Source organism: Rickettsiella endosymbiont of Rhagonycha lignosa (assembly GCF_964031165.1).
Lineage (GTDB): Bacteria > Pseudomonadota > Gammaproteobacteria > Diplorickettsiales > Diplorickettsiaceae > Aquirickettsiella.
In genome coordinates this window covers 741,435-762,686 of record NZ_OZ035011.1, presented here as the reverse complement: position 1 = coordinate 762,686, position 21,252 = coordinate 741,435, and the positions used below count along the sequence as shown (strand labels likewise).

Annotated in this window: 19 protein-coding genes; 11 read left to right on the top strand and 8 right to left on the bottom strand. The window is 38.5% G+C overall.

The annotated features are described in order from the left end of the window. Positions 1-172: 172 nt before the first annotated feature. The 3 genes from AAHI99_RS03490 to ubiA form a co-directional block, all read right to left on the bottom strand. Positions 173-1,591 (bottom strand): hypothetical protein, encoded by a 1,419-nt coding sequence (locus tag AAHI99_RS03490; RefSeq protein ID WP_342228280.1) that lies wholly within the window; start codon positions 1,589-1,591, stop codon positions 173-175. 256 nt (positions 1,592-1,847) lie between these two features. After that, positions 1,848-2,804 carry an IS4 family transposase gene (locus AAHI99_RS03485; RefSeq protein ID WP_342228279.1) on the bottom strand — a complete coding sequence of 319 codons (957 nt, stop codon included), beginning with the start codon at positions 2,802-2,804 and terminating at the stop codon, positions 1,848-1,850. Between the two features lie 265 nt (positions 2,805-3,069). Continuing rightward, a complete protein-coding gene (gene ubiA, locus AAHI99_RS03480; protein WP_342228278.1) occupies positions 3,070-3,933 on the bottom strand; it encodes a 4-hydroxybenzoate octaprenyltransferase in 864 nt (287 codons plus the stop codon). Positions 3,934-3,979: 46 nt separating this feature from the next. Between ubiA and AAHI99_RS03475 the strand changes: the two genes are divergently transcribed. From AAHI99_RS03475 to AAHI99_RS03445, 7 genes are all read left to right on the top strand, one after another. Continuing rightward, positions 3,980-4,573 (top strand): outer membrane beta-barrel protein, encoded by a 594-nt coding sequence (locus AAHI99_RS03475; RefSeq protein WP_342228277.1) that lies wholly within the window; start codon positions 3,980-3,982, stop codon positions 4,571-4,573. 94 nt (positions 4,574-4,667) lie between these two features. Continuing rightward, the gene (locus AAHI99_RS03470; protein WP_342228276.1) at positions 4,668-5,309 is read left to right on the top strand and encodes an outer membrane beta-barrel protein; all 642 of its coding nucleotides are present in this window, start codon (positions 4,668-4,670) and stop codon (positions 5,307-5,309) included. Between the two features lie 127 nt (positions 5,310-5,436). Next, a complete protein-coding gene (locus tag AAHI99_RS03465; protein WP_342228275.1) occupies positions 5,437-6,036 on the top strand; it encodes an outer membrane beta-barrel protein in 600 nt (199 codons plus the stop codon). Between the two features lie 305 nt (positions 6,037-6,341). Next, on the top strand, positions 6,342-7,028 hold the full coding sequence (locus tag AAHI99_RS03460) for an outer membrane beta-barrel protein (RefSeq protein ID WP_342228274.1): 687 nt from the start codon (positions 6,342-6,344) through the stop codon (positions 7,026-7,028). A gap of 214 nt (positions 7,029-7,242) precedes the next feature. Further along, the gene (locus AAHI99_RS03455; protein ID WP_342228273.1) at positions 7,243-7,878 is read left to right on the top strand and encodes an outer membrane beta-barrel protein; all 636 of its coding nucleotides are present in this window, start codon (positions 7,243-7,245) and stop codon (positions 7,876-7,878) included. A 256-nt stretch (positions 7,879-8,134) separates the two neighbouring features. After that, positions 8,135-8,764 (top strand): outer membrane beta-barrel protein, encoded by a 630-nt coding sequence (locus AAHI99_RS03450; protein ID WP_342228272.1) that lies wholly within the window; start codon positions 8,135-8,137, stop codon positions 8,762-8,764. Between the two features lie 188 nt (positions 8,765-8,952). After that, on the top strand, positions 8,953-9,603 hold the full coding sequence (locus AAHI99_RS03445; protein ID WP_342228271.1) for an outer membrane beta-barrel protein: 651 nt from the start codon (positions 8,953-8,955) through the stop codon (positions 9,601-9,603). An 80-nt stretch (positions 9,604-9,683) separates the two neighbouring features. Here AAHI99_RS03445 and uvrA read toward each other — a convergent pair whose 3' ends face one another. After that, positions 9,684-12,554, bottom strand: a complete 2,871-nt coding sequence (uvrA, locus tag AAHI99_RS03440; RefSeq protein WP_342228270.1) for an excinuclease ABC subunit UvrA — start codon at positions 12,552-12,554, stop codon at positions 9,684-9,686. A gap of 192 nt (positions 12,555-12,746) precedes the next feature. Between uvrA and ssb the strand changes: the two genes are divergently transcribed. From ssb to AAHI99_RS03425, 3 genes are all read left to right on the top strand, one after another. Further along, complete coding sequence (gene ssb, locus AAHI99_RS03435) at positions 12,747-13,217, top strand: single-stranded DNA-binding protein (RefSeq protein WP_342228269.1); 471 nt, start codon at positions 12,747-12,749, stop codon at positions 13,215-13,217. A gap of 482 nt (positions 13,218-13,699) precedes the next feature. Then, a complete protein-coding gene (locus AAHI99_RS03430; RefSeq protein ID WP_342228268.1) occupies positions 13,700-14,029 on the top strand; it encodes a BON domain-containing protein in 330 nt (109 codons plus the stop codon). 86 nt (positions 14,030-14,115) lie between these two features. Next, positions 14,116-16,173, top strand: a complete 2,058-nt coding sequence (locus AAHI99_RS03425; RefSeq protein ID WP_342228267.1) for a reprolysin-like metallopeptidase — start codon at positions 14,116-14,118, stop codon at positions 16,171-16,173. Positions 16,174-16,221: 48 nt separating this feature from the next. On the opposite strand, the gene AAHI99_RS03420 is transcribed toward AAHI99_RS03425, so the two are convergent. Further along, positions 16,222-18,072 carry a transglycosylase SLT domain-containing protein gene (locus AAHI99_RS03420; RefSeq protein WP_342228266.1) on the bottom strand — a complete coding sequence of 617 codons (1,851 nt, stop codon included), beginning with the start codon at positions 18,070-18,072 and terminating at the stop codon, positions 16,222-16,224. 25 nt (positions 18,073-18,097) lie between these two features. Here AAHI99_RS03420 and AAHI99_RS03415 point away from each other — a divergent pair, with 25 nt between their 5' ends. Further along, the gene (locus AAHI99_RS03415) at positions 18,098-19,294 is read left to right on the top strand and encodes a DNA recombination protein RmuC (protein WP_342228265.1); all 1,197 of its coding nucleotides are present in this window, start codon (positions 18,098-18,100) and stop codon (positions 19,292-19,294) included. A 52-nt stretch (positions 19,295-19,346) separates the two neighbouring features. Here the strand turns inward: AAHI99_RS03415 and AAHI99_RS03410 are convergent, their stop codons facing one another. From AAHI99_RS03410 to AAHI99_RS03400, 3 genes are all read right to left on the bottom strand, one after another. Then, positions 19,347-19,532 carry a hypothetical protein gene (locus AAHI99_RS03410; RefSeq protein ID WP_342228264.1) on the bottom strand — a complete coding sequence of 62 codons (186 nt, stop codon included), beginning with the start codon at positions 19,530-19,532 and terminating at the stop codon, positions 19,347-19,349. A 106-nt stretch (positions 19,533-19,638) separates the two neighbouring features. Then, positions 19,639-20,028, bottom strand: a complete 390-nt coding sequence (locus AAHI99_RS03405; protein ID WP_342228263.1) for a hypothetical protein — start codon at positions 20,026-20,028, stop codon at positions 19,639-19,641. 369 nt (positions 20,029-20,397) lie between these two features. Then, positions 20,398-20,622 carry a DUF378 domain-containing protein gene (locus tag AAHI99_RS03400; protein WP_339051445.1) on the bottom strand — a complete coding sequence of 75 codons (225 nt, stop codon included), beginning with the start codon at positions 20,620-20,622 and terminating at the stop codon, positions 20,398-20,400. Between the last annotated feature and the right edge of the window lie 630 nt (positions 20,623-21,252).

The following is a 21,252-nucleotide window of genomic DNA, read 5'->3' as shown; positions in this document are numbered from 1 at the left end:
CGCTCGTACTTGAAAATGCACGCAAATAACCTTGCGTATGACAGCCCTAGCAAGTAATGAAAGTAAGCCCTTAGAATTTATTACTGGACTTACGCACATGCGAGTTTTAAATTTAATAAAGGTTGTTAATTGGGATAAATTCGGCTTAAGCGCGCGAGGCATTCTTCGCCCATCAAAACATACCTCTCGGGCGAGAGCGCCTCGTCTCACATTCCGTGCTTCCTATCTCGACGTTTGAGTTAAAACTTACACAAGTATCATTCGGAGGTTGAGAAAAAAAAGTAGGTTTGAAATTAGTACTAAAAATAGACGTTGGAATATCCAAATCGTCTTGGGATTTCAGATATCTTCCCATCACTGCCTTTTTAAAGGTCTGGTAATTCTTTAGCAACTTATGTTTAATAGAATTGAGATGTTTAATGCATCCAATTTCAATATTGTCTTTTGGTTTTCCTATACTCTCGATACTTTTTTCAATTAATGATATTAACCCACGTTCGTCTAATTCATTTCCGAAAGGCTGATTTAGACTTGAATTATCCAGATATATAGCGCTTAAGCGCATTTTTAATGTTAAAAATGCGCTAGTTACATCAGAATCATCAGCACTTACTAATGAACTCTCATTTTTTAGAGGTTGAGTGAGGAACCTAAGAAACGCATTGTTGTAATACTTCTGAATATTTGAAGAAAAATAATTTATCAAATTTTCATCTTTTGATATAGCTCTTATTTCTTTAGGGTTTTTATGCATTTCTAAATCAAAGGTAACTATTCTATTTTTAAGCTTTGACTCATCCGTTTTAGAATGTTCTATTATTATTCCTATATTATGGCCATGACAGTCAGCTAACCCGAAAACAATGCTTATTATGCCTAATGTAAGCAAATCTTCTTTGCTAAAATAATTTATTAATTCTCCCATTTTCCTAGTTTTTTTTATTAGACCTTGTATAATTTTTACATTATCTTTAATATATTCAAAGCCTTCTATAAATTTACTCCCTTCTCTAAATATACCTATAACATCTTCTGACACAAGATATTTATTTTTTTCGTTTCTATGAATATAAGATCTAGCCGATAAATTTTCATTTACCCCGCGTAATATATTACTTATAAAACAATTAATCATAAATTCGCGGTTCTGTTGATCTTGTTTAGATGACTTTACGAATAATTTTTGTTTATTATTTTTGTTAATAACAATACAACAATCACTGCACCCTTCTAAGTTGATTTGTATATTGAATTCACTAAGAGGAAATAAATTTTTTAAATCTTCTTTAAGATCTTCAAATCTCCTCACTCGATTATTTAAATATTTTTCTGCTGTTTTATATAAAATCGAAAAATTTTTTGGGGTTAATTTTTCCTCAAAGAAAGAGAGATTAATATTAGAAAGAATAGAATCAATTCGCCAAAGATTTTTATCTATATCCGATATATAAAAATCTTTATCTATATCTTTGGCATAAATGCTAGGTTTTCCGTCTAGTATAGATTTTAAAATTTTTAACATTATTCGAGTTAAAAATTTATTTTCTTTTTGTTTATCAAAATAGAAGGAGTTAGAGTTATCGTTGATCATTGCAATAATTTATTAATTAATGAATAATCATTCTATATCTTAAAAATTAAGAAAATATTAAGAAAATATTAATCAGATTCCTAAAACTCTGTAGGGGACAAAAGTAGAAATCAATCTAAATTACGGAGAATATTACTAGAAAAAAGGCTCGTCATTTGGTTAAGATAATCTCGGAAAATAGATAATCGACGCCAGGGATTGAGCAGAGTTTCTCTAATTAAATCAAAGCCATAGCGAAAATAAGAATATTGAGGTCTTAGACTTTCTCTATAGCGATTAAAAGGGATAGGTTTTTAATAGCCTGCCATTCACCGACTTTGTGAGCCCAACAAAACCCTATGACTAAGAGTAAAATAAGTTTTTCAATACGTTCATAGTGTGTAAGACGAGTTTCTTCAAAACAAAATCCACGCCCCTTCAAACTTTGAAAAAGCATTTCTATTTCCCATCGTCGCAGATAAATAGGAATAGCATTGTTAGGAAGTTGGTTGGTTGCAACAATCATCAATTCTCCCCGCTCTGAACGGGAGCCGGCTAAATACACTTTTTGTCCAAATATCCACACAGCCATAGGAAATTCTTTACTATTTTTTGGTTTGAGACGGTTAAAGAATTTTTTAGCCGTTAATATTTTTTTATTTTTACTCGCAATAACGGACCCTTCCTTAATACGGATATAGAAGGGCACTTTCTTCGCATTGAGCCATCGAAACAGCTCACCACTGGCAAATTCACGGTCAGCTAATAGGCCAACGATCCGTGACGTTCCAAACGTCGTAAAAAATCGATTTAATAAGCTTTTTTGCTCTGTAAAATTGGAGTTCCCTGCTTTGGGTAATAAACGCCAATATAAGGGAATCGCCAAGCCTTCATAAGCAACTCCCAACATAAAAATATTAATTTTCTGTTTACCCCAATACCAATTAGTCCTATCGATAATCAAATAAACTTTTTTAGTTTCAGGAAAAAACAAGTTGAAAATCCATGGGGCTATAATTCCCGTGTCTACCTTAAAGTTTGAGAAAAAACGTTTTAATCGCTTATGTCTTGAATCGACTAATGCATCACTGGCAAAAGCAACGGCAAGTTCTCGTAGATTCACTGTGCGTACTGAAAATAAAGCCAACAACATTTTTGTAAAACAACTAAGACGTGCCTTGTTCCAGCCTAATATTTCTTTTAACATAGCTTGTAATTCACTGCTTTGTTTCATACACACCTCTTTTTTTATTCAAAAAGTAGTATATGAGATTTTTTTAGCAGTGAGTTCTTTCTTTATTTCTAGTTTTGTCCCCTACAGAGTTCCTAAAAATTGATTAATTCCAGAGAAATCGTATTTTAATTAATGAATAAATAGTCACTTTGAAGCGTTTACGTCGACTTGCTTTTAGAGAGGATTCTTTTTTTTAAAGATAAATCAAATGCCGTAATCAACCGAGCTGTTGGAGTTGATGTCGCCCAATGACTTTGAATACATTTTAACTAGGCATACCAAAGAAAAACCCTAAAAATATCAAACCACCTATCCATGCATTATTCAAAAAAGCTTTAAAACACGCTTCAGGTTTTCGACCTTTAATTAAATAATGTTGATAAATAAATAGGCCAATTACTAACACCAACATCACATAATAAATCATGCTCAATTTTAAGCAGAGGCCGATGATACTTAACAACAAAACAAAACCACACTCTAGCGCGGCAATAAATTTCACATCGTGACGGCCCAAGGCGATAGCACTGGATTTAATTCCTACACGCTTGTCATCCTCTCTATCCACCATGGCATAAATGGTATCATAGGCGACACACCAAGCATAAGCGGCCAAAAACAACAACCAAGCCATGCTCGGTATTTTTCCAGTTTCTGCAGCAAAAGCTATTAAGATAGACCATGCGCCAAATACAATACCTAAAAATAACTGCGGCCAGGCGATATAACGTTTAGTAAACGGATAGAGCGCAATCATCCCTGCCGCGATTACCGCCAATTCTATGCTTAGGCGGTTCAATTGATAAACCACAAGAAACGCCAATAAGGTCAAAACGATTAATATCAACACCGCTTCTTGCAAACTCACGGCACCTGTCGCTAAAGGTCTGTGTTGTGTTCTTGTCACAAAACCATCTAGATTTCGATCGGCGATATCATTCATCACACAACCGAGTGATCGCGTGAGCACTGATCCAATTATAAATAAAGCAAGGACTTTAAAATCTATTGCGCCCGCACGCGCAATCCATAACGCCCATAGTGCAGGCCATAACAATAAAAAAATTCCTATCGGTTGATGTAAACGAAGCAAGGCGAAATAAGCTCGCCAGCGCGGTAGGTAGTTCATGCCGCTTATCGTATAATAGGATATCTTCATTCACAAGGAGTTGTTCATGTTGAAAAAAATTAGGCCCGAAATAGTTTTTCTTTTTTCATGTTGCTTCCCGATAGTGGCCAGTGCATCGATTCCTGGATTTTATCTCTTAGGCCAACTCGGCACAGCCGATACTCATCAAGAAGCCAGCAATGCCGCCGCACAATCAATTAATAGTAAAATGGCTTTTACGGGTCGCATCGCCGGTGGTTATCAATTTAATCAAAATATTGCTTTTGAAATTGGTTATACGCGTTTTTCGGATGTCGATTTTTCCGGCGTCGGTGGTGTGCCAGGCGCAAATGTTTCTTTAAGTGAAAAAGCTATCGATTTCATGGCGAAACCGATGTTACCTATTTCGAGTAATGTAAATCTTTATGCCAAATTAGGTTTAGCATATCTTAAAGCCAATGGTTCTGCTGTGGTGAATGGTCGTAATTACTTAGGTTACTCTGATAGTTGGAATCCCAGTTTCGGTGTCGGTCTTAGTTATGATATTACACCGTTTGTACCCATCGATTTAGCTTGGACACGCATTCAAAGTGTCGGGGGCGGTAACAGCACACCCAGCACCGACTTTTATTCTATCGGTTTGGCGTATTATTTTGGCTAATGCGTTTGTATTTAAAAATGTAGTTTACTGTTATCTGCAAAACATAATTTTGCTAAACTATTTTTAACTCGTTAAACTTTTATTAGGAAGCATTATGCTAAAAAGAAGTACAAGTACCTTACTACTCGCTAGCGCTATTTTCAGTATCACACCCAACGCGCAAGCTGAAATGCCAGGTTTTTATGCGGGTGCTCAGCTTGGTTATGCAAATAATCATCTCAATACCACTGATTTAGTAACCGTCAATAACGGAACTTCGCCCGTAACCTTACCCGGTTTGAATAATATCTTGTTAACCTATCGTCTTAGTTTTGGTTATCAATTTGATCAATATTGGGCGATGGAGTTTGGTTATCGTCATTTTAATAACTCCGACACATCAATTGGTACTAATAACTACATCGCCAATGCATCGACTAAATCCAGTGCATTTGACTTAACTGCAAAAGGTATACTTCCGGTCACCTGTAAATTAGCACTCTACGCAAAATTAGGTGTTGCTTATCTACGACCTAATGCACAAGGAGCGGTACAAATCTTTAATCCATCTTATTCTGGAACCATGAACAGCTATGCTAAAACTTTAGAACCGACGTTTGGCTTAGGCATCAGTTACGCACTGAAACCGAATGTTCCCATCGAATTTTCTTGGAATCGCATTCAAAAAATGGGTGGCAGTAATCATGCACCGAGCAGTGATTTTTATGCACTCGGCGTGTCGTATTATTTTGGATAACGATAAACTATTTAATGAATAATTTTTTTTGTCTGTTGCGCAGGTTATTTCTAACAAATTGACATTAATTTGTATTAACGATTAAATAGTAAACTCTAATAATATTTCCTTGGAGAAAATAATAATAATGTTTAAAAAAATACTCATTACTAGTGTATTAACCGCTAGTGCATGTGCTGTGATAAACGCAAATGCAGCGCTTCCTGTGGGTTTATATGTTAATGGTCAGATCGGTTATGCTGATACACACATGAAATCGCAAGTAAAAAGTTACGGTGCTGATTTTGCAAACGACGGACTGACAGGTCGTTTAGCCCTTGGTTATAAAATCACACCCAATTTTGCTTTAGAAGTAGGTTACTTACAACTACCCAGCGCAGAATTCAAAAAAGGTTCAGTGACTCGTTCTAATAAGCAGCATGCTATCGATGTTGCTGCTAAAGGTCAGTTGCCCATTACCAACAACGTGGGTATTTATGGCAAACTCGGCGTGGCTTATTTAACCACACAGTTAGAAGCAAATAATTCTATAATCTCTAGAGACATCAATTCCAGACAAGGTATTGCCAAACATCAATGGTCACCTGAAATCGCTGTCGGTATGGACTATAACATCACACCTAACGTCACGGTGGATACCTCTTTAACCCACATCCAAACCCTGGGCAACGATCGTCCTGGTAACATCGACTTCTTAGCTGTCGGTGTCGGCTATAACTTCGGCTAAACACGCACTTAACTAGTTAGCTTAGGTTAACTAGTTAAGTTTCTTACAGTCATCTCAAGCTAACTTTTTATTATATCAAATTTTTAGCTATTCCTTACATTAATTTCATTTGCAGACGCCGCTACTTAACAAAAATAATAAAAAAATAAAGTTTCACATAAAATTATTTTTTTTCTAATAAATGAAAAATATAGATGAAAATTAAAAGAAAATTATTTTTTGCGTAGAGAAGTTGACAAAAAATCAATCCGATTGTTTAATAGTTGCTCGTTTGACTAGTTAAACTCTTCAGGAGAATAATAATAATGTTTAAAAAAGTTCTAAGTACAACTGTATTAAGTGTTTCTGCATTAGCTGCAATGACTGCAAATGCTGCTGCACCCGGCGTTTATATAACTGGCCAAGTCGGTTATGCGAATACGCATATGGGCAACAAAACCAAAGTCTCGAATGTTCTTGGCGACTATGTCCACTTTGTTGATCCTGCTCAAGATAACAAAAATCTATCCGATAATGGTTTAGCCGGTCGTATTGCACTGGGTTATCAATTTAATCAAAATTTTGCGGTTGAAGCCGGTTATCTGCAATTAGGTGAAAGCAAAGTCAATTTGGGTGTAGTTCACCACCCCTCACTTGGCGAAAGTGAAGGCACTTTAAAACTTCAACAAAATGCTATTGATTTAGTTGGCAAAGGTATTATTCCCGTTGCTAATAATGTTAATGTTTACGGTAAACTCGGTGTCGCTTATGTTACTAGCAATGTAAAAGGTAGCTTGCAAACACCTGGTCAGCCTAATATAAACATTGATTTTAATAATAACGCTAATATTGCTAAGCACAAATGGGCGCCAGAAGTAGCTCTTGGTGTAAGCTACGACATCACACCAAACGTGTCTGTTGACACTTCATGGACACATATCCAACCTTTAGGAAACAACAAGCCAGGCAATATTGATTTTGTTGCTGTCGGTCTTGGCTACAACTTTGGTTAAAACTTTGTTTTAGACCCTAGCTTCAATAAAAAACCCCTTTTTTAAGGGGTTTTTCTTTTTCTGCAGAATTACCTATAAAAGTAGTCATTTAGATGACAAATTTAGGGGTTTTTTCGGTCATTTTATTCGTTTAAACATATTGTTTTTTATTTGGTCAAATGATATACAAGCCCTTTAGTTTAACTAGTTAAACTCTTACGAGGAAAATAATAATATGTTTAAACGTATAATCGCAGTAAGCGTACTCGGCGTTTCAGCGCTAGGTATGATGGCTGCTAATGCAACAACAAATGGAGCTTATGTTACCGGACAATTGGGTTATGCTGCTACAGGTAATCAATTCAAAGGTGCAAAAGGTTTACCTTCTGGTTCCAGCTTCGGCAAAACCCAAAAATCGGCCAAAGGCTTAGCGGGTCGTATTGCGATAGGTTATCAATTCACTCCCCATTGGGCAGCTGAATTAGGCTATCTACAATTAGGTCAACAAAAGTCTGATTTCACTAGTATCACCAAAATCACGCAAGTAGTTACGATTAACCAACATGCGTTTGATGTGGTTGGTAAAGGTATTTATCCGATTAACGATAAATTCAATGTGTATGCGAAAGCAGGTATGGCTTACTTAGTCACCGACGTAAAAGGTGATAAAGTGGGTAAGGAAAAAACTAAGTCAATTATGGCTCCAATCGCAAAGCATAATTGGGCTCCTGAAGCGGGCATTGGTTTCACCTATAATATGACATCGAACGTGTTTATCGACACCTCGATTACACATATTCAACCGATCGGTAAAAACAAGCCTAACAGCATAAACTTTGCTGCAGTAGGTATTGGTTATAGCTTCGGTTAATCACTCGCTTAAACCAACATTCTGTTTGTTAAAAACCCCCGTTCCAGGGGTTTTTTTTGGTTCTTTTGTCGTCTAAACCTGGTTTTAGGACTATTTCACCCCCCCATATATCAATATTATTGATAATAAAGTTGACAACTATTTATTCAAGTGATAGAAATGCCGGCTGTTTAACTAGTTAAACTCTTACGAGGAAAATAATAATATGTTTAAAAAAATAATCGCAGTGAGCGTATTAGGCGTTTCAGCGCTAGGTATGATGGCTGCTAATGCAACCACTAATGGTGTGTATGTCACTGGTCAATTAGGTTACGCTAAGAACAAAACCGGCCTTAGCCCTATTAAGCCGAAAACAGGAACGCCGGTCTATAATGTTAATGACAAGCTTTCTGCAAATAGCAGAAATTTAGCCGGTCGTTTGGCAATAGGTTACCAATTCAGCACAAACTGGGCCGTGGAAATGGGTTATCTGCAACTCAGCAATAAGAAGTTTGATGGTTTGCTCTATACCCCTATTAAAGATAGCACCAGTACTTCAAACATTAATGGTTCAATAAACATTTCACAAAGTGCTATAGACTTAGTGGGTAAAGGTATTTATCCGATTAATGATAAGTTCAATGTGTATGGTAAATTTGGTGTGGCTTATCTGACCACGACTGTCGATGGAAAACATCTCACAACTGCCCAAACCAAAATGATTAACAATAGCCAAGCCGCGATTGCTAAGCATAAATGGGCTCCAGAAGCAGCAGTAGGTGTTAGTTACGACATCACACCTAACATGTTTATTGACACTTCTTGGACACATATCCAACCTTTAGGAAAAAACAAGCCAGGCAATATTGATTTTGTTGCTGTCGGTCTTGGTTACAGCTTCGGTTAATTCCGTGGTTTAGATCAATTTTCTGTATGTTAAAAAACCCCTGTTCTAGGGGTTTTTTTAATCATTACTGCGCATATAAGCTTCTAAATATTTATTAATTCTATCAATAATAAATTTGACAACTATTCATATAAATGATAGATAATAGATTGTTTAACTAGTTAAACTCTTACGAGGAAAATAATAATATGTTTAAAAAAATAATCGCAGTAAGTGCATTCGGCGTTTCGGCACTGGCAATGATGACTGCTAACGCAACAACGAATGGTATTTATGTGACTGGTCAAGCCGGTTATGCAAAGACGCATATGAAGAATAGACTCTCTTTTGACCCCGCTTTTCCTGGCAGTAAATCAATGCCTAATGGTGGTATAGCTGGACGTTTTGCGATCGGTTATCAATTCAACCCTAACCTAGCTGTCGAATTAGGTTACCTACAATTATCTACACTAAAAGCGACTACTCCTAATATCGTAATACACGGAGCTTGGTACCAACCAGGATCAATAACATTAAAGCAAAATGCCATTGATGTAGCTGCTAAAGGCATTTTACCGATCAACGATAAATTTAATGTCTATGGAAAATTAGGTGTTGCTTACTTAACCAGTGAGGCTGCTTACCTTAATGAACGTACAGGCAATAATGACAACTACGGTAATGACTTGGGTGTCGCTAAGCATCAATGGGCTCCTGAAGCAGGTATTGGATTAAGCTTCAATATCACACCTAATGCTTTTATTGATACTTCATGGACACATATCCAACCTATCGGTGGAAAAAACAAACCCGGCAATATTGACTTTGCTGCAGTAGGTATTGGTTACAGCTTCGGTTAATTCCGTCGTTTAAACCAACATTCTGTATGTTAAAAAACCCCTGTTCTAGGGGTTTTTTAACATCTAATCATCGTCTTCAATTAACCGTGCCGACTACCATTCTCACTGGATAAGCTGCGTTTTCCTAATAAAGGTTTTAAATAGTGACCGGTATATGAAGTTGGTTGCTTTGCGATCTGCTCAGGCGTGCCGACACAAACGATTTTACCGCCTTTACTACCGCCTTCGGGGCCAAGATCAATAATCCAATCCGCAGTTTTGATCACATCCAGATTATGTTCGATAACCACCACGGTATTACCGCGCTCACGCAGACGATACAGCACCTTTAACAATTGTTCGATATCATAAAAATGTAAACCGGTCGTTGGCTCATCCAAAATATACAGTGTACGACCGGTATCGCGTTTACTCAGTTCTTTAGCCAGTTTGACACGTTGTGCTTCACCGCCGGATAAAGTTGGCGCGCTTTGACCCAAATGTAAATAACCCAGTCCTACTTCGATGAGGGTCTGTAACTTTCGTGCTAAAACAGGGACAGGATTGAAAAATTCATGCGCTTCCTCTACGGTCATTTCTAGAATTTGATAAATATTTTTTCCTTTGTAACGAATCTCTAAAGTTTCACGATTATAACGCTGACCTTTACAGACATCGCACTGCACATACACATCCGCTAAGAAATGCATTTCTACTTTAAGTACCCCATCACCTTCACAGGCCTCACAACGCCCTCCTTTCACATTAAAACTAAAGCGTCCCGTTGTGTAACCACGTGAACGCGCTTCGGGTGTGGCGGCAAATAATTCGCGTATCGGTGTGAACAAACCGATGTATGTGGCCGGATTGGATCGTGGTGTGCGCCCTATTGGACTTTGATCAATATCAATCACCTTATCCAGCAGTTCTAAACCCGTAATGGATTGATACGATGCTGCTTGCGGCAAAATGGCTGCATTTAATTTTTTCGCTGCAAGTGGGTATAAGGTGTCATTTATCAGGGTTGATTTTCCAGAACCTGACACGCCAGTAATACAGGTCATTAAACCAAGGGGAATTTCAACATCAATCTGTTTTAAATTATTACCGCTCGCGCCAGACAACTTAAGCACACTATTCTTATCGAATTTACGGCGCTTTTTAGGTAATTCAATACGTCGCTCGCCGGATAAATATTGGCCCGTTAATGAATGGGTATTGCGCATAATTGCAGCAGGTGACCCTTGGGCAATCACACGACCGCCATGCACACCCGCTCCCGGCCCCATATCAATGACATAATCGGCGTGTCGAATGGCCTCTTCGTCATGTTCAACGACTATCACGGTATTGCCTAAATCGCGCAATCTCAGCAGTGTGCTTAACAAACGACCGTTATCGCGCTGATGCAAACCTATCGATGGCTCATCGAGTATGTACATCACGCCCACTAAACCCGAACCAATTTGACTGGCTAAACGAATCCGTTGCGATTCGCCGCCAGATAAGGTATCGGCACTCCGATCCAGTGACAGATAATTTAAACCGACATCAATTAAAAAGTTTAAACGATCGATGATCTCTTTTTGTAAGCGCAAAGCAATCTGTGCACGTTGACCGGATAAATTTAATTTTTCAAATAATTCTTTTAATTTATCCAATGGTAAAGCCACCCAATCCGTAATGGCTTTATCCGCAATAAAAACATGCCGCGCAGCGACATTAAGACGTGTACCCTGACAACTGGTACACGGTTTAGACGCTAAATAACGCGCTAAATCTTCACGCACTGAATGCGATTCCGTCTCTTGATAACGGCGTTGCATAACCGGTATCACCCCTTCAAAGGGTTTCTTCTTATTATAGACGTAGCCTTTTTCACTCTCGTAATGGAATTTTATTTCTTCTTTGCCACTACCATACAAAATAATTTTCTGAATAGTTTCTGGCAATGCATTAAAAGGTGTGTCTAAAGAAAAACGATAATGTTTCGCTAAGGTCGATAACAACAAAGAATAATAAGGATTTTGTGCGTCCCAACCACGAATAGCACCGCGCGCGATACTTAATTCGGGTTGCGGTATCACTTTATCCGCATCAAAAATCATTTCATGGCCTAAACCATCACATTGCGGACAAGCACCGGCCGGATTATTAAAAGAAAATAAACGTGGTTCTAACTCGCTAATACTATAACCACACTCTGAGCATGCAAAACGCTCAGAAAAAATTAATTCCTGTGATGGCTTTCCTGAGTCATCTTGTACCACTACCGTTACTAAACCTTCACTCAAGCCTGCTGCCGTGGCTAAAGATTCACTTAAACGTAATCGATTGTCAGGTTTCACTCGCAGTCTATCAATCACCACATCGATGTTATGTTTTTGCTTAGCTTTTAAAGACGGCATTTGATCCAATTCGATCAATTCACCGTCAATGCGTGCCCGTAAATAACCTTGGCTACGTAATTCATCAAATAAAGGTTTAAATTCACCTTTTCGACCTTGTACTTTTGGTGCCAAAATAAGTAGGCGCGTTTCATTCGGTAGCGCCATCAATGTATCCACCATCTGACTCACACTTTGCGCGGCTAAACTGGTGTTATGCACAGGACAGCGTGGCTCACCAATCCGAGCAAACAATACGCGCAAATAGTCATAAATTTCAGTGACAGTACCGACGGTCGAGCGTGGATTATGCGAAGTTGATTTTTGATCAATCGCAATCGCAGGAGAAAGCCCTTCGATATGATCGACATCCGGTTTTTCCATCATGGAAAGAAATTGCCGTGCATAAGACGACAAGGATTCCACATAGCGACGCTGACCTTCGGCATATAAGGTATCAAAGGCTAACGAAGATTTACCCGAACCGGATAATCCAGTCACCACAATTAATTGATCACGCGGAATATCGAGATCAATATTCTGTAAATTATGGGTGCGAGCACCACGAATGCGAATTGTATCCATAGATAAATAGGAAAGTTTTGATACAAAAGCTAAAATCTTTATCAGCTATTGCTGAAACACCACACTATAACCTTGAAAATAATGAAAAGAAACCTCTAAAAATCTCCTTTTTAACGCTTTCTTTTTTGTGCGACAAGATTTAGAATTCAATGTTAAACTGTTTTAATTTAGTTAGCGCAGGAGTATTCGAACATGGCTAGAGGCATTAATAAAGTTATTTTAATCGGCAACTTAGGTGCTGATCCGGAAATGCGTCATATGCCTGGCAATGGTGCAGCGGTAACCAATATTAACCTTGCCACGAGCGAAAGCTGGAAAGATAAAGCGACCGGCGAACAACAAGAGCGCACCGAGTGGCACCGCGTGATTTTATTCCAACGCCTTGCTGAGATTGCCCATGAGTATTTAAAAAAAGGTTCTAAAGTTTATATTGAAGGGCGTTTACAAACACGCAAATGGCAAGATAAAACAACGGGCCAAGATCGTTATACCACCGAAATTATTGCCAATGAAATGCAAATGTTAGATAGTCGCGGTGGCGGCGCGGTCAGTGAATCACCCTCCTTTGCTACACAAAACACTGCCACTACGCGACCCAAACGCGAAGCTGACAAATTACCAGAAATGGCTAGCGAAGCATTTGATGACGATATTCCATTTTAATACATTTTCCAAAATATCATCGGTAGTGTACCTCTCATTTTCATAGTGCGCATTGCTGTGCGCAGCAATGCCTTTGTGCATTTTATGTACATAACCTATCTCCTTTAAAATGGGAGTACTTGATTTATCTGCTGACTTGACTAATCTTTTTATAGGGAAACATTTTTATACTTATAGCAATTGGATTTTTGGCAAGGCGCCGCGAGAATGAGCAACCGGAATGTATTCAAGATACATGAGGATTGCGAATTGAACGGCAACACAGTCAAAAATTTAAGTGCGAAGAGTATTTTCTCAAAGAAGAGTGTAAAAACGAGGGGGGATAGTGAAATATTTAATTGCTTGGTTATTAGGCATACCTATTGCTGTATTGTTACTTATTTGGTTATTCAGTCATCTATTTTAAAATCTAACCCTTCATAGAATAAAATTTTATACACAAAATGATCGAGGTTCTATTTTCAAGTAGGAGTACTCATACTATGAAAGCAAAGTTATTTGTTATCTTAGGCTTAATCGCATTACCGATGGTAGCCACGATAGCCATGAGCAGCCATCGCGCCATGCAACAAGAAACTACTGGTCAATATGTTGACAGTAGCGTCATTACCTTAAAAGTAAAATCTAAATTATTAGCCGACCCAGATGTAAAAGGTCTCGCTATTTCAGTCATGAGCTATAAAGGCCAAGTCAAACTCGGCGGTTTTGCAAATAGTTGGGCGCAAAAACAAAAAGCCGGCATGCTCGCTAAACAAGTTGAAGGCGTCACCGGTGTAACCAACAATATCGTTGTTAAAAAAATGCATCGTTAAAGACGGACTGTAAATAGAATAAAAAGCTATTATTATAAGGAAAACAGGGTTAAAATCCTTGTTTTCCTTATATTCAGATCAGTCTTATGCGATATACAAAGTGTTTCCTAGCTAAGCTAAAAAAATTCTCCATAAGCCTTTTCACACTGTTGCTCGTCACGCTAACCATCCCAAGTCATGCTAGCGTGCGAAATGTTTGGCAAGATACGAATAGTGAAACACCATTAAGCTTAACAACAGAAAAACTACAACCAAGCTATTATCGCATTATTAGTCTAAATGATGCGTCTTTAAACGCTTTACGTCACGATCTGAGCAGAAGAAATACAGCAGAGCTATTATTGCCCTTACCTGAAGGCGATTTCTCATTATTTACCGTATCCAATGCCCATAGCATGCCACCGGAACTTGCCAAACGATATCCTAATCTTCTCAGCTTAAAAGGATTTGACAAAGAAGGACGGCGTTTACGCTTAGATATTTCGCAACAAGGCGGCTTGCAGGCGATGGTGTTTGATACATCCGGTAATTGGCTAATACAACCGGTTGGAAATAAGTTTAACAATAAGCAAGCCTATCAAAGTTTTCGACTCGAAGCGCTACGCACACGCAGTGTACCCCTACGCGAAAAATTAACCGTTAACCCAAACACGACTCAGCAGCCAACTAAATCTAAACCGCGGCTGACTAACGATAATATCCATCGTGAATATCGAATTGCGATTGCCATGGATAGTGATTACGTCAAAAAATATGGCGGCACTGTTGAAGGCGGACTCGCTAATGCCGTACGTACCATTAATCGTATTAATGAAATTTACGAAACTGATTTAGGCATCCATTTAATTCTCGTCAAAGACAACGATAAAATTATTTTTGCCAATCCCACCACCGATCCCTATTTAAATTTAGATCCCGATCAAGCGCGAGAAAAACACATCACTGTCTTAAACTCAATCATCGGTATTAAAAATTATGATCTAGGTCATCTCTTTTCCAGAGCGATTGGTGGTGGAACAACCAATGGAACCGTATGCCAAGCAGCCAACAAGGCAGATGGTTCGAGTGGCTCAGCCACACCAGCGGATGACGGTACACCCAATCCTCCCGAAAAAGATTTAAGTGAACTCAGGTTTGATTTAATAGTTGCGCATGAGATAGGTCACCAATTCAGTGCCACACACACGTTTAATGGTTGCAACCCTGATCCCGGTACAGAGCACACCGCATTCGAACCCGGCAGTGGCTCCACGCTTATGTCCTATGCAGGCGAATGTTATGACGAATATACGACTCCTATTCATCAGGACAGTTTGGAAAATCTCCAAAACCACCAAGATCCATATTTCCATGCCGCGTCGATTGATCAAATAAAAGCCTTTCTGGTAGGCCCGGCAAGTGGGTGTGCCAAAAAACTATCCAATCCAAGTTGGCCGCCGGTAATCGATCCACGCTCTAGTGCACCCTTCGGTAAACGCATAATAACCATTCCGGCTAATACACCTTTTGTATTACATGGCTATGCGCATTCGCCGCATCGTCAGGCAAAACTTAGTTATACTTGGGAGCAAATGGATCTCGGCCCCACACAACCCATAAAAACTCCACTAAAAGATGACGGGCAAGGTCCGATCTTCCGGTCGTATCTGCCCAACAGCAGCGGCGAACGTATCTTTCCGCGTTTAAATGCGGTACTCGGCAAAGAAGCATTAGGCTTGGGTGAAGTTTATCCAAGCACGACGCGAAAACTACATTTTCGTTTGACGGTACGCGATAATCTTCAAGAACAAGCCACCACTGCCCATGCAGATATGCTGATCAATGTCTTAAATACCGGATTTATATTCTCAGTAGGACCTGTGGACACCGCCTGGAAAAGTGGCGAAAAGAAATGGGTGAATTGGAATGTTGCCGGAACGAATCACGAACCGATTGCTTGTAAAACAGTACGTATCGATCTATCTACCGATGGTGGATATACTTTTCTACCCAAAAGTTTGGCCAGCAAAGCTCCCAATCAAGGAAGTTTTGCCATTGTAGTCCCAAAGCTAGTTAAACCAACCGATTATGCCCGTTTGCGCGTCAGTTGTAATGAAAATTTATTTTTTGCACTCTCACCGCATAATTTTAGCATCACAAAATAATGTTGCAGTGAATGACAACCTAGTCAAAAATTCTAGTATGAAGAGTAATTAGATTTGATTATAAATACTGCGCGCTAAGCTGACACTTTTAACATAATCGCGGGTTTCCTTCCAGGGTAAAATCTCTACCCAAACATCTTTTGGTAGACGTTGATACAATCCTTGAAAATGCTTCACCCGATTAGGGCCAACATTATAAGAAGCGGTGGCCAAGGTCGCATTGCCATCGAATAATTTTAATAACTGTCTTAAATAAACGCTACCTAAACGAATATTCTGTTCTGGATCCAGCAAATCCACGCGACGTAACGCTAGCCCATGCGCTAACTGTTTACCGGTACGCGGCATAATTTGCATTAAACCTAACGCGCCCGCACTGGATTTAGCATTCCACATAAAAGCACTCTCTTGGCGCATGATCGCCCAAACCCACGCCGAGTTTAAATGGGCTTTACGCGCAGCAGCCAGTACTGAACGCCGATAAGCAAAGGGGAAGCGTAATTTGATATCATTGTGAATATTCGCTTTGCTCGCACCCACAATAGCTAAGTCATACCAACCCCATTGTTTAGCCAATTGCGCCGCCGCTTGCCGTTCAGTCAAACTCAAACTATCCAGTGCCCATAACCATTCCTGACGCGCTTCACCAACAAAACCTAAAGCCAGCAATTCTTTAGCTCGTTGTATAGCAAGATTATTCCCGAGTGCTGCACGATCACCCAAAATAGTACGTGTAGACGGATGATAATTTAACTTCAAACGTTGACTGGCTAGCACACCGTAATAATCAACTTCTTTAGCGAGACTTGTATAGATGCTATTTGCCGCTGCAATTTGCTTGGTCTCAGCTAAGGCCCGCGCCCGCCAATAACGCCAACACGGTTGTTGTTGTTCTTTATGTGACAAATGATCCAACCAATAAAGCACCTTGTTCCATTGACCATTTAACAAACTATTCCGCACGCGCCATTCACGTAAGGTCGCATCAGCATAAGCCGGTTTAATTTTTTTTAACCAAGCGCCCGCTGTACTGTGACCACGTCTGGCTAAACCGACGGCGAGAACGGCCAATATTTGCTGGGTTTCTGCTTCAGTTAAATCATAGGCTTTACTTAATTGCGACCAGTCTTCTGCTAATGTAATAGGATCTTTATTCGCCAAACGTTTCATACCAAACAATAAAATTTTTCGATCGATAGTATCATCGGGATCAAATTGATTGCTGTATTTAATTAACCCGGGATAGCGTTGCACTCGATACCAATGTTTAACGTGTTGGCGTTGTGCAGACGGTAAAAATTGTGCGACGTGTTGGACAACGTTGACATTATTTTTGTTCATCGCTTGATCTAATTTTTTCCAAATTAAAGCAGAATTCAATCCGCCGGATTGCTCCCAACGACCAAAAACTTTACGACAAACACTCGTCGGTGAATTAACTTCTAACCAAAGTGCGGCTATTTTTTTAAACGCTAAAGATTTTTGTTGCGTGGCTAATAAAGATTGCAGGTAATAACACTGTAATGGTGTACCATAAATAGGTTGATAGTAATGAATGAAATGATTCCAATCCTGTTTTTTGGCCAAATAAGCTAACCAATCAGCACGTAGCCTAACGGCCAAAGGTGTATCGTTATAGGTTTGCAAAAACTCATCGATTTCGCCGCTATTGGCATAAGACCCTTGTTGTTTTAATTTGATAAAAATTAAATAAGAATATAAAGGATAATCTTTTAGTTTAACTTTTAAAGCAGAAAACTGTGCATAATGTTTAGTCATTAACAGCTGCCGCGCCTGCCAAAATAGTTTTCGTTGTTGATCTCTATTCTCAGCGTGGGCTAAGCATGGCCATATCAAGAGAAAACTTATGATCAATATGCTGCTTTTTATAGTCCCCATAGCATTCTAAGAGTAGGAAAAATTTATGCCCCTGTATTTTATATATATCACTTTAGGGCTGCTTGCCAGCTTAATCGCTTTTACATTATTGCATTTTTATAAATTAGAACGTCAACACGACAAATTAATCCAAATGGAAAGTCGTTGGACAGATATCAATCGTTTACTCAATCAACTGCACGATGCGCGGGTTATTGATCAACGCCATACAGCTGCCAGTAAAGAGCAACTGTTACTCGAACTTAATACGTATCGCCAACAATTTGATCAACACCAACTCTGTAGTTTAAAGCTGTTACAAGATAGCTTGCAGCAAGGTTTGCAACACATCAGTCAACGTATGGATAAATTAACTGAAAACACTCAAGAAAAATTACTGGCGATTAGTGGTCAAGTCGAAAAACGTTTATTTGATGGCTTTGCACAAACCACCGCTACATTTGCTGATGTGGTAAAACGATTGGCGTTGATCGATGAAGCGCAAAAACGCATCACTGAACTTTCCACGAATGTGGTTAATTTACAACAAATTCTTGCCGACAAACGCTCACGCGGTGTTTTTGGCGAAGTACAACTGCATGCTTTAATCGAAAATGTCTTACCGGCAAAAAATTACAGTTTGCAACATACCTTAAGTAATGGAAAGCGTGTCGATTGTCTGTTACTGCTACCCCCACCCACTGGTAGCATCGCCATCGATGCTAAATTTCCCTTAGAAGGTTTTAGAAAATTAACCGAGATCGATCTACCAAAAAGTGAACAGCGCGCAGCAGCAGCGCAATTTCGCCAGGATATCCGCCATCATATACAAGCGGTCGCCAGTAAATATATTATTCCCGGCGAAACTTCAGAAGGTGCTTTATTATTTATTCCTGCTGAAGCGATTTTTGCCGAAATTCACGCCCATTATTATGATTTGGTCGAAGAAGCACAGCGTCAACGCGTCTGGTTGGTCTCACCGACAACGATGATGGCCGTTCTCACCACCACAAGCGCTATTTTAAAAGATGCCGCGACCCGCGAGCAAATCCATTTGATACAACAACATTTGAGTGTCTTAGCCAAAGATTTTTCACGTTTCAAAAAACGCATGGACGATCTATCCCGTCACATACAGCTCGCCTATACCGATATTCAAGACGCTAAAACCTCGGCCGATAAAATTACCTCACGCTTTGAAAAAATTGAAAAAGTGGAATTAAGTACAAATTTAATTGAATAATTCAATAAATAACAATCCCTTGCGTTTAAGAAAGACAGTAAAACATCACTAATCATTTTGAAAGAGTTAGCGATAAATGTTGCTGTTTTTCAATCTTATTTACAGGATAAGCAGATATTAACTTTAGCTTTTGACTTTTAGAATCCTTAGCTATTATAACTATAATTGATATTTCATTATAATCGCCTTTATGTTTACCTTTATATTCACCTTTTACTTCCCATGTCGGTCCATGCACACGCTTATCACAGCCCCTTGACGAACTTCTAGCTCCTTGGTCTTCTTGCCTTATCTCTGGAGTTAGAAGCTTTGATATTATTGAATTATTATCATTAACGACATCCTTAACTATATCCTATTTCTGATGGTCCCCATTCTGAGGGAAAAAAATTATGCGTGGTTTTTTCGTTTTTAATAATTTCATCCCTTCTTTTCTGTAGTTGTTTAATTTCGTTTTCTACAGCAGTTTCGACTCTTTTGTTAAATTTGTGTTGGCCTTCTTTAGCAGCTAATTTACATTTAGTTTCTATCTTTTCTTTCTCTAGTGCAAGAGAAGCTAATTGTATACCGCCACTGCCTTCTGATTTGTATTTTTCATCTAATATTTTGCACTGTCTTTTAAGATTCTCATCTAAATTATTTTTTAACTTCTCATAATCGCTTATAGCTCTTGGAGAGTGTGCCTCATGAAGCGCCCTACGTTTACTCTCTAAGTTTTTTTGGTTCAAATGCATATGGCCTCCTCCATTCGAATCTCCATAACAAATGTGCTCCAATCCTTTTTTATCTTTTCCATTTGGATCAAGAGTAAATTTCTGAAAGGGTCTATCAAAAATCGGATTTGCCTCATTAGAGGCTACCAAAAAAAAGTTTGTGTGTTAATTATTTGTTTAGAATTCAACATAGACTTCTTTTTTCACTACATTGATGACATTCTACCAAAATAGATTAAGCAATAATTAATTACTTTATAAAATAAATTGGTTATGGGATAAACTCGAAATGCTTATTAACAGAGATACGTAGGACTTTATAAGTTTAAATTTAAAAAAATAGTTTCCCCCCGTACGAGACGGGAGGTTTTTTGATGAGCAGATACCGACTTAAGGTACTGAAACGTGATTTTTACAACAACTAATCGCACGGACTAGTACATAAATTGCACATAAACCAATGATAATATAAATAATTCTAGCTATCGGGCTGTAATCTCCAAAGATGCCGGTAACTAAATCGAAATGGAATAAACCGACTAAACCCCAGTTCAAACCACCGATAAATAAGATAACTAGTGCAATCCAGTCTAAAACGCTCGGACTTTTGAACATAAATACTCCTTTATTTAAGCAAGTGAAACTCTCGTAACACACTAAACGTCTTATTTTTGGCTCATTTGACAGTAATACCCCCTTACTGTAGCTCAAAAATTTAAGATAAACAAATTTTGCAGTATCTCAATTGAGAATGACTAAGGCCTGTAACTTGCAATAAATATTCTAGATAAAATTTTTTGAGTTAATTCGTGTTTACTATTTTTTAATTTATACGCAGTTGAATAATGCTGAAATTTAATTTTTAACAAAAAAAAGAAATAAATCAATTCGAATAAATATTAAATCAACAGCCAGAAATGACTGTTGATTTATTGACTTCTTCAATGTATTACCTAGATCGATGGTCTATAAGAAACAGATTGTTCGGCATCATGTCATAAGAGAATGTTTTGGAATGCTGTAACGCGCTTTACCAGCCTGTGCATCAGCAAAAATTTTAATATTCTCTGGGCCTATCTACTCGACAATTTTTTGGAATTTTTTTAATTCCATGCCGGATAACATACATGCTTCCGATAAAAATTTTTTTATGTTTTTTCTATTTTTTTATCAAAATTAACGGAAAGTGAGAGTAATGGAACCCACTGTATGGCTTTAGTGTAAGCTTTATTAGGGTCCATTTCT

Coding starts and splice junctions, on each gene's coding strand:
- AAHI99_RS03490 (WP_342228280.1), bottom strand. CDS start 1,591: ATGATCAACGATAACTCTAACTCCTTCTATTTTGATAAACAAAAAGAA.
- AAHI99_RS03485 (WP_342228279.1), bottom strand. CDS start 2,804: ATGAAACAAAGCAGTGAATTACAAGCTATGTTAAAAGAAATATTAGGC.
- ubiA (WP_342228278.1), bottom strand. CDS start 3,933: ATGAACTACCTACCGCGCTGGCGAGCTTATTTCGCCTTGCTTCGTTTA.
- AAHI99_RS03475 (WP_342228277.1), top strand. CDS start 3,980: ATGTTGAAAAAAATTAGGCCCGAAATAGTTTTTCTTTTTTCATGTTGC.
- AAHI99_RS03470 (WP_342228276.1), top strand. CDS start 4,668: ATGCTAAAAAGAAGTACAAGTACCTTACTACTCGCTAGCGCTATTTTC.
- AAHI99_RS03465 (WP_342228275.1), top strand. CDS start 5,437: ATGTTTAAAAAAATACTCATTACTAGTGTATTAACCGCTAGTGCATGT.
- AAHI99_RS03460 (WP_342228274.1), top strand. CDS start 6,342: ATGTTTAAAAAAGTTCTAAGTACAACTGTATTAAGTGTTTCTGCATTA.
- AAHI99_RS03455 (WP_342228273.1), top strand. CDS start 7,243: ATGTTTAAACGTATAATCGCAGTAAGCGTACTCGGCGTTTCAGCGCTA.
- AAHI99_RS03450 (WP_342228272.1), top strand. CDS start 8,135: ATGATGGCTGCTAATGCAACCACTAATGGTGTGTATGTCACTGGTCAA.
- AAHI99_RS03445 (WP_342228271.1), top strand. CDS start 8,953: ATGTTTAAAAAAATAATCGCAGTAAGTGCATTCGGCGTTTCGGCACTG.
- uvrA (WP_342228270.1), bottom strand. CDS start 12,554: ATGGATACAATTCGCATTCGTGGTGCTCGCACCCATAATTTACAGAAT.
- ssb (WP_342228269.1), top strand. CDS start 12,747: ATGGCTAGAGGCATTAATAAAGTTATTTTAATCGGCAACTTAGGTGCT.
- AAHI99_RS03430 (WP_342228268.1), top strand. CDS start 13,700: ATGAAAGCAAAGTTATTTGTTATCTTAGGCTTAATCGCATTACCGATG.
- AAHI99_RS03425 (WP_342228267.1), top strand. CDS start 14,116: ATGCGATATACAAAGTGTTTCCTAGCTAAGCTAAAAAAATTCTCCATA.
- AAHI99_RS03420 (WP_342228266.1), bottom strand. CDS start 18,072: ATGGGGACTATAAAAAGCAGCATATTGATCATAAGTTTTCTCTTGATA.
- AAHI99_RS03415 (WP_342228265.1), top strand. CDS start 18,098: ATGCCCCTGTATTTTATATATATCACTTTAGGGCTGCTTGCCAGCTTA.
- AAHI99_RS03405 (WP_342228263.1), bottom strand. CDS start 20,028: ATGCATTTGAACCAAAAAAACTTAGAGAGTAAACGTAGGGCGCTTCAT.
- AAHI99_RS03400 (WP_339051445.1), bottom strand. CDS start 20,622: ATGTTCAAAAGTCCGAGCGTTTTAGACTGGATTGCACTAGTTATCTTA.